We start from the raw sequence: 6,835 nt of genomic DNA, 5'->3' as shown, positions 1-6,835 counted from the left end.
CCGGTGCCGTTCTCCTGGTCGGGCGGCGCGCCGCGCCCCGGCGCCGCCCCCCGCGCACTCGCCGCCTCAGCCCCCGTACGTCGCCTGGGCGTCCCCGAGCACCTGCGCGAAGTCCGCCGCCAGCCGCTCCGCCGCCTCCGGCAGCAGCATGGACACGGTGATCCGTACGGCGGGCGGCGCGTCGATCCGGAACCGGGCGCCCGCCGCCACCCACCAGCCGTGCGTCCGCAGCCCGTTGACCACCGCGGACTCGTCCCGCACCGGCACCCACACGTTCAGCCCCTCGGCCCCCACCGCGCGGATGCCGCGCGCGCCGAGCGCGTCGACCAGCGCCCGCCGCCGCTCGGCGTACGCGGCCTCCCCGCGCGCCGCGAGCCGTGCCACCTCCGGATCGGAGAGCAGCCGGACGACGGTCTCCTGGAGCACATGGCTGACCCAGCCGGAGGTCATCAGCATCCGGCCGTCGTGCCGGGCGAGCGTCACCGCGTCACCGGTCAGCCCGGCCCACCGCAGGTCCACGCCCAGCCGCTTCGAGACCGTGCGCACCTGCGCCCACCGGGCCGGCCCCAGCGCGCTCACGGTGGGAGCCGGGGGCGCGTCGAACTCGGCGAGATAGTCGTCCTCGATCACCAGGACCTCGGGGAACTCCCGCAACAGCGCCCCCAGTTCGTCCCGCCGCTCCGGCGTCAGCGAGGCCCCCGTGGGGCACTGCGCGCGCGGGGTGAAGACGACCGCCCGCACCCCGGCCCGCAGCGCCGCCCGCAGCCCGTCCGGCGTGATCCCGGCCCGGTCGACGGCGACCGGCACCATCCGCAGCCCCAGCGCGGGCACCAGGTCCAGGAGGTGGTGGAAGCCGGGGTCCTCGACGGCCACGGCGTCACCGGGCCGCAGCTCCACCGAGAGGAGCCGGGCGATGCAGTCGAGCGCCCCGTGCGCGAAGGTCACCCGCTCCGCGGGCACCCCGTCCCGCCGGAACCACGCCCGGGTCAGCTCCTCCAGGGCGGCGAGCCGGGGCGCGGCCCGGTGCGAGCCGTAGACCGGCCGCACCTCGCCGGGCGGGTGGAGCACCGGCAGGAAGGCGGGATCGGGCAGACCGCTCGCCAGGTCCGTGAGCCCCTCCGGCATCCGGGGAGGGCGACGTGACGCCACCGAGGGGGCGTCCGCCACCACGGTCCCGCCCCGACCGCGCGTCACGACGAGCCCCCGCCCGCGCAGTTCCTTGTAGGCGGTCGCCACCGTGCCCGGACTGACCCCCAGGTCGTCCGCCAGCTTCCGTACGGGAGGCAGGGCGTCGCCCGGAGCGAGCTCCCCCTCGGCCACGCCGCGTTCGACGGACGCGGCGATTCCCTTGGCCGTCGTCCCCTCGATCGAATATTGTGTTGCCACGTTCCAAACTATGTACCAATACATAACTCGCGTCAAGGGGGAACCGCGTGAGCCGCCCGTCCTCGTGGCACCGCACCGCGCTCGACCGCATACCCGGAGGCCGCGACGGCCGCCGCATGCTCGTCGTCAGCATCATCGACAAGACGGGCACCGGCCTCTGGGCCGGCTGCACGGCCCTCTACTTCACCTACGTCTCCGGCCTGAGCCTCGCCCAGGTCGGCCTCCTCATGACGGTCTCCGGCGGCGTCGGCATCGCCGGAGCCCCGCTCGCCGGCCTCCTCGCCGACCGCTTCCCCCTCGTCCGCGTCATCGCCGCCACCCAGCTCATGCGCGGCGCCACCCTCCTCGCCCTCCTCACCACCGACCACTTCCTCCTCCTCACCCTCTACTCCGCCCTCGGAGCCCTCCCCGACCGCGCGGGCAGCGTCCTCATCAAGCTCTACGCCGCCCGCCAGGCCGGCGCCGAACGCGTCCGCTACCAGGCCATCCAGCGCACCACCGTCAACATCGGCTGGTCCATCGGCGGCGTCGGAGCCGCCGCAGCCCTCGCCACCGGCTCCACCCAGGCGTACACCTACCTCCTCGTCGGCAACGTCCTCTCCTACCTGGCCATCGCCGCCCTCACCCTGCGCTGCGCCGAACCCCCCCCCCCCCCCCCCCCCCGCCGCCCCCCCCCCCGCGCCCCCCCCCCCCCCGCCCCAAGCCCGCCGGCCCCTGGCGCGACCGCACCTTCCTCGGCTACACCGCCACCGACGCGGCCCTCTTCCTCGACGACACGATCCTGCAGGTGGCCGTCCCCCTCTGGATCGTCCACGCCACCGACGCCCCCGTCGGCCTCGCCCCGCTCCTCCTGGTCCTCAACACCGTCCTCGTCGTCCTCTTCCAGGTCCCGCTCGCCCGCTTCGGCGCCACCACCCGCGCCGCCCGCCGCCTCCTCGTCCCCCTCACCGGCCTCTTCGTCGTCGGCACCACCGCCCTCGCCGTCTCCGCCGCCGGCGGCCGCACCCTCGCCATCACCGCCCTCGCCGTCGCGGTCGTCGCCCTCACCTTCGCCGAGATCATCCACGCCACCTCCTCGTGGGAACTCTCCGTCGCCCTCGCCCCCGCCGACGCCCAGGGCGCCTACCTCGGCGTCCACGGCCTCGCCCAGTCCACCCAGCGCTTCGCCGGCCCCCTCCTCGTCACCGGCGTCATGACCGCGGGACCCCTCGCCTGGCCCGTGCTCGGCCTCGCCCTCGTCGCCGCCGGCGCGGCCCAGCACCGCCTCATCCGCGACCGCGTCGCACCCACCCCGCCGTCACTGTCAGTGCCGACGATTACGGTGAGTGAGCACTGATCGTCCGTGATCGGCGCACCACACCCGAGGGGAAGCCATGACGACCACCACCACGACCCGCCTCCGCCGCGCCCTGCGCCGCGAGATCCCCAGCACCGTCGGTCTCCTCGCCGACGAACAGGACTTCGCGGCCATGCGCCGCTACCGCACCTTCGCCTTCGACGACCACCCCACCTACCTCAAGGAGGTCGAAGCCCTCCTCAAATCCCTCGCCCGCCAAGGCACCCACACCACCGTCGCCCTCTTCGACCCCGACGAGTACGTCTCCTACTGCGCCGAGACCGGCCTCGACCCCGACCACCCCACCAGCCGCTGCCGCTTCACCGACCACCTGGCCACCACCGGCGCCCGCGTCACCTACACGGGACAGCCCCTCACCGCCCTCCTCCCCGAACTCGTCGACACCGCCGTCCGCCGGGCCACCTGGGAGTACGCCACCACCGTCCTCGCCACCGCCGGGGACTGCCCCGACTGCGGCGTCGACCTCGGCCGCGACGCCTTCGACCGCGCCACCCGGCTGCTCCTCAGCCTCCTCGACGGCGCCGGCACCGGCACGCACCACCTCGTCTGCAGCGTCCCCGCCGCCGCCGACCACCTGATCGCCGTCCTCCACACCACCCGCGACGAACACGGCACCAGCCACCACGACCCCACCACGGCCACCGAGTTCAGCGCCGTCCTCGCCGCCGGCATCGTCCTCGCCTCCCCGGGCGGGCTCGTCCTGCGCGCCACCCGCCCCGGGCTTCCCGACCGCCTCCACGGCTGGCGCCTCGCCGACGGCACCCTCAGCCCCCTCACCGAGGCCGAGGTCTTCGCCGCCTACTGCACCGACGCCCGCACCGGCGAACCCCTTCCCCCCGAGCACGGCGTCGACCACCGCGCCGGCTTCCCCCTCGACCCCGGCCCCCACGAGCACCGGACCGGCGGCTTCTGACCCCGGACACGACGGAGGGGCTCCCCGCCACCAGGTGACGGGAAGCCCCTCCGGACCACGCGCTACGACGCCGGGATCACTCCCCGGACAGCACCGCCTGCGCGGCGAGCCGCGCCTCGTGCGCCGTGTCCGCGGCACGCGCCGCGGCCGCCGCCCGCTCGCACTGCGCGAGCGTGTACTTCGCCAGCGTCGCCCGCACGTACGGGATCGACGCCGCGCCCATCGACAGGGAGGTGACACCCAGACCCGTCAGCACACAGGCGAGCAGCGGGTCCGAAGCGGCCTCGCCACAGACGCCACAGCTCTTGCCCTCGGCCTTGGCCGCCTCTGCGGACAGCGCCACCAGGTCGAGCAGCGCCGGCTGCCACGGATCCTGCAGCCGGGACACCGCACCCACCTGACGGTCGGCGGCGAAGGTGTACTGCGCCAGGTCGTTGGTGCCCAGCGACAGGAACTCCACCTCCTGCAGGATCGACCGGGCCCGGAGCGCGGCGGACGGAATCTCCACCATCGCGCCGAACTTCGCCTGGAGCCCCGCCTCGCGGCACGCGTCGGCGAACGCCTTCGCGTCCGTCCGGTCGGCCACCATCGGCGCCATGACCTCCAGGTACACCGGCAGACCGGCGGCGGCCTTGGCCAGCGCGGTCAGCTGCGTCCGCAGCACCTCCGGGTGGTCGAGCAGCGACCGCAGACCCCGCACGCCCAGCGCCGGGTTCGGCTCGTCGGCCGGCGTCAGGAAGTCCAGCGGCTTGTCGGCACCGGCGTCGAGCACCCGCACGACCACACGGCCCTCGGGGAACGCCTCCAGCACCTGCCGGTACGCCTCGAACTGCTTCTCCTCGGACGGAGCCTTCTTGCTGTCGTCCAGGAAGAGGAACTCCGTACGGAACAGGCCGACGCCCTCGGCGCCCGCCTCCACCGCGGCCGGCACGTCCGCCGGGCCGCCGACGTTGGCGAGCAGCGGCACCTTGTGCCCGTCCGAGGTGGCGCCCGGACCGCTGGACGCGGACAGCGCGGCCTTCCGCTCCTCGGCGGCCCTGGTGAGCGCCGCCTTCTTGTCCTCGCTCGGGTTCACGAAGAGCTCGCCGGTGGAACCGTCCACCGCGATCTCCGTGCCCTCGGCCAGCTCACCGGCACCGGGCAGCGCCACGACGGCCGGCACACCCAGGGCACGCGCCAGGATGGCGCTGTGGCTGGTCGGCCCGCCCTCCTCGGTCACGAAGCCGAGCACCAGCGCCGGGTCGAGCAGCGCCGTGTCCGCCGGCGCCAGGTCCCGGGCGATGAGTACGTACGGCTCGTCGCTGTCCGGAACACCGGGCATCGGCACACCGAGCAGCCGGGCGACGATGCGGTTCCGCACGTCGTCCAGGTCGGCCACCCGGCCCGCCATGTACTCACCGGCATTCGCGAGCAGCTCGCGGTAGTGCGAGAAGGCGTCGTAGATGCCGCGCTCGGCCGTGCTGCCCACCGCGATCCTGCGGTCGACGTCGGCGATGAGCTCGGGGTCCTGGGCGATCATCGCCTGGGCCTCCAGCACCGCCTGGGCCTCACCGCCGGCCAGATTGCCGCGCGCGATCAGGTCCGCGGCCACGGCCTCCACCGCCTGACGGGCGCGCCCCTGTTCGCGCTCCGCCTCCTCGGCGGGAATCTGCTTGGCGGGCGGTTCGAGAACCGCCGTACCCATGTGCCGCACCTGGCCGATCGCCACTCCGTGGCTGACCCCGACGCCTCGCAGCGTTGTCTCCATCTCACCCGTCTCCGATAGAGCGGCGGCCGGTGCCGCCGCGTTGAATGTCGTACTCGCGGCCGTCCGACGACGGACCGGGCTCAGCTCCAGTCGAAGAGCTGGTCGCCGGCCTTCACGTCGCCGTCCTCACGGACGCCGGAGAGCGAGTCGGCCGTGGCCTCGAGGGCGACGACGGGGCAGATGGGGGACTTGCCGGCGGCCTCGACCTCGGCGGGGTTCCACCGCACGACGGCCTGACCGCGCGTCACGGTGTCCCCCTTGTTCACCAGCAGCTCGAAGCCCTGGCCGTTGAGCTGCACGGTGTCGATGCCGAGGTGCGTCAGCACACCGTGCCCCTCGCCGTCCACGACCACGAAGGCGTGCGGGTGCATGGAGACGATGACCCCGTCGACGGGGGAGACCGCCTCGGAGGGCTCGCGTACGGGATCGATGGCGGTGCCGGGCCCGACCATGGCACCGGAGAAGACCGGGTCGGGAACATTGGCGAGACCGATGGCGCGTCCAGCGAGTGGCGACGTCACGGTTGACATGGGAAGCCTCCCAGGGGCGGAGATCGTGTGGCGCCGCCACACCTGTCCTGGGCGGCGCGTACTAGTTCAGAAGCGTAAGTCATAAGAAGTCCCGGTTCCGCACGAGACGTACCACTTGGCGGACCTAGGGACTACCGGAAACGATTTGCCTCTACTGACGGTGGGATGTACTGTCGTACTCCTGCTTGACCCCAACGCGGCCTTGAGTCGTGGGTCGGCAGCACCATCAAGCCAGATCCTAGCCCCAGTGGTCTACACCTCTGCCTGCCCCGGTTCTCTCCGGTGAGCGCGGGGGAGTGGTCAGGGGGTCGGAGAAAGCCTGGTAATGTTTGACCCCGCCGGAAGGCCCCGAGAAAAACAATTCGGGACCGGAAAGCACCGAGGAAATCGGATCGGAAAGATCTGATAGAGTCGGAAACGAAGGAAGCGCCCGGAGGGCCTGGAAACAGGAACGAAGGAAGCGTCCGCACCTTGAGAACTCAACAGCGTGCCAAAAATCAACGCCAGATTAGTTGATACCCCGTCCATCTTCGGATGGTCGAGGTTCCTTTGAAACAAAACACAGCGAGGACGCTGTGGACGGTCGGTCACATTCCGACCTGACCGTCCCGCTCAACGCGAGTGTTGAACCCGCGCTTTTAATTAAGCACAGTCGGGTACACATTCACGGAGAGTTTGATCCTGGCTCAGGACGAACGCTGGCGGCGTGCTTAACACATGCAAGTCGAACGATGAAGCCCTTCGGGGTGGATTAGTGGCGAACGGGTGAGTAACACGTGGGCAATCTGCCCTTCACTCTGGGACAAGCCCTGGAAACGGGGTCTAATACCGGATACGAGTTCGGGAGGCATCTCCTGGACTGGAAAGCTCCGGCGGTGAAGGATGAGCCCGCGGCCTATCAG

Annotated in this window: 5 protein-coding genes, 1 rRNA gene and 1 pseudogene; 4 read left to right on the top strand and 3 right to left on the bottom strand. The window is 72.2% G+C overall.

The features are described 5' to 3' along the window. Window positions 1-66: 66 nt before the first annotated feature. Window positions 67-1,386, bottom strand: coding sequence for an aminotransferase class I/II-fold pyridoxal phosphate-dependent enzyme (locus ACFW1I_RS26055; RefSeq protein ID WP_384674317.1), 1,320 nt, complete (start codon window positions 1,384-1,386; stop codon window positions 67-69). A gap of 116 nt (window positions 1,387-1,502) precedes the next feature. Here ACFW1I_RS26055 and ACFW1I_RS26050 point away from each other — a divergent pair. The 3 genes and pseudogenes from ACFW1I_RS26050 to ACFW1I_RS26040 all read left to right on the top strand — a co-directional run. Next, window positions 1,503-2,012, top strand: a pseudogene (locus tag ACFW1I_RS26050) (MFS transporter); the annotation flags it as partial. Window positions 2,013-2,173: 161 nt separating this feature from the next. Next, window positions 2,174-2,722, top strand: a complete 549-nt coding sequence (locus tag ACFW1I_RS26045; protein ID WP_384674391.1) for a hypothetical protein — start codon at window positions 2,174-2,176, stop codon at window positions 2,720-2,722. A gap of 37 nt (window positions 2,723-2,759) precedes the next feature. Then, window positions 2,760-3,656, top strand: coding sequence for a hypothetical protein (locus ACFW1I_RS26040; RefSeq protein ID WP_384674315.1), 897 nt, complete (start codon window positions 2,760-2,762; stop codon window positions 3,654-3,656). Between the two features lie 76 nt (window positions 3,657-3,732). On the opposite strand, the gene ptsP is transcribed toward ACFW1I_RS26040, so the two are convergent. Then, window positions 3,733-5,403 carry a phosphoenolpyruvate--protein phosphotransferase gene (gene ptsP, locus ACFW1I_RS26035; protein ID WP_384674312.1) on the bottom strand — a complete coding sequence of 557 codons (1,671 nt, stop codon included), beginning with the start codon at window positions 5,401-5,403 and terminating at the stop codon, window positions 3,733-3,735. An 80-nt stretch (window positions 5,404-5,483) separates the two neighbouring features. After that, a complete protein-coding gene (locus tag ACFW1I_RS26030) occupies window positions 5,484-5,933 on the bottom strand; it encodes a PTS glucose transporter subunit IIA (RefSeq protein ID WP_319009726.1) in 450 nt (149 codons plus the stop codon). Window positions 5,934-6,596: 663 nt separating this feature from the next. Here ACFW1I_RS26030 and ACFW1I_RS26025 point away from each other — a divergent pair. After that, window positions 6,597-6,835 (top strand): 16S ribosomal RNA (locus ACFW1I_RS26025); the annotation flags it as partial.

This window comes from Streptomyces sp. NPDC058955 (genome assembly GCF_042741435.1).
Taxonomy (GTDB): Bacteria; Actinomycetota; Actinomycetes; order Streptomycetales; family Streptomycetaceae; genus Streptomyces.
The sequence above is the reverse complement of the archived record's forward strand: the minus strand, read 5'-3'. Positions and strand labels throughout refer to the sequence as shown.

Bases quoted from the DNA above. Each gene is read 5' to 3' on its own strand.
- ACFW1I_RS26040 (WP_384674315.1), top strand. From the start codon at position 2,760: ATGACGACCACCACCACGACCCGCCTCCGCCGCGCCCTGCGCCGCGAG.
- ptsP (WP_384674312.1), bottom strand. From the start codon at position 5,403: ATGGAGACAACGCTGCGAGGCGTCGGGGTCAGCCACGGAGTGGCGATC.
- ACFW1I_RS26030 (WP_319009726.1), bottom strand. From the start codon at position 5,933: ATGTCAACCGTGACGTCGCCACTCGCTGGACGCGCCATCGGTCTCGCC.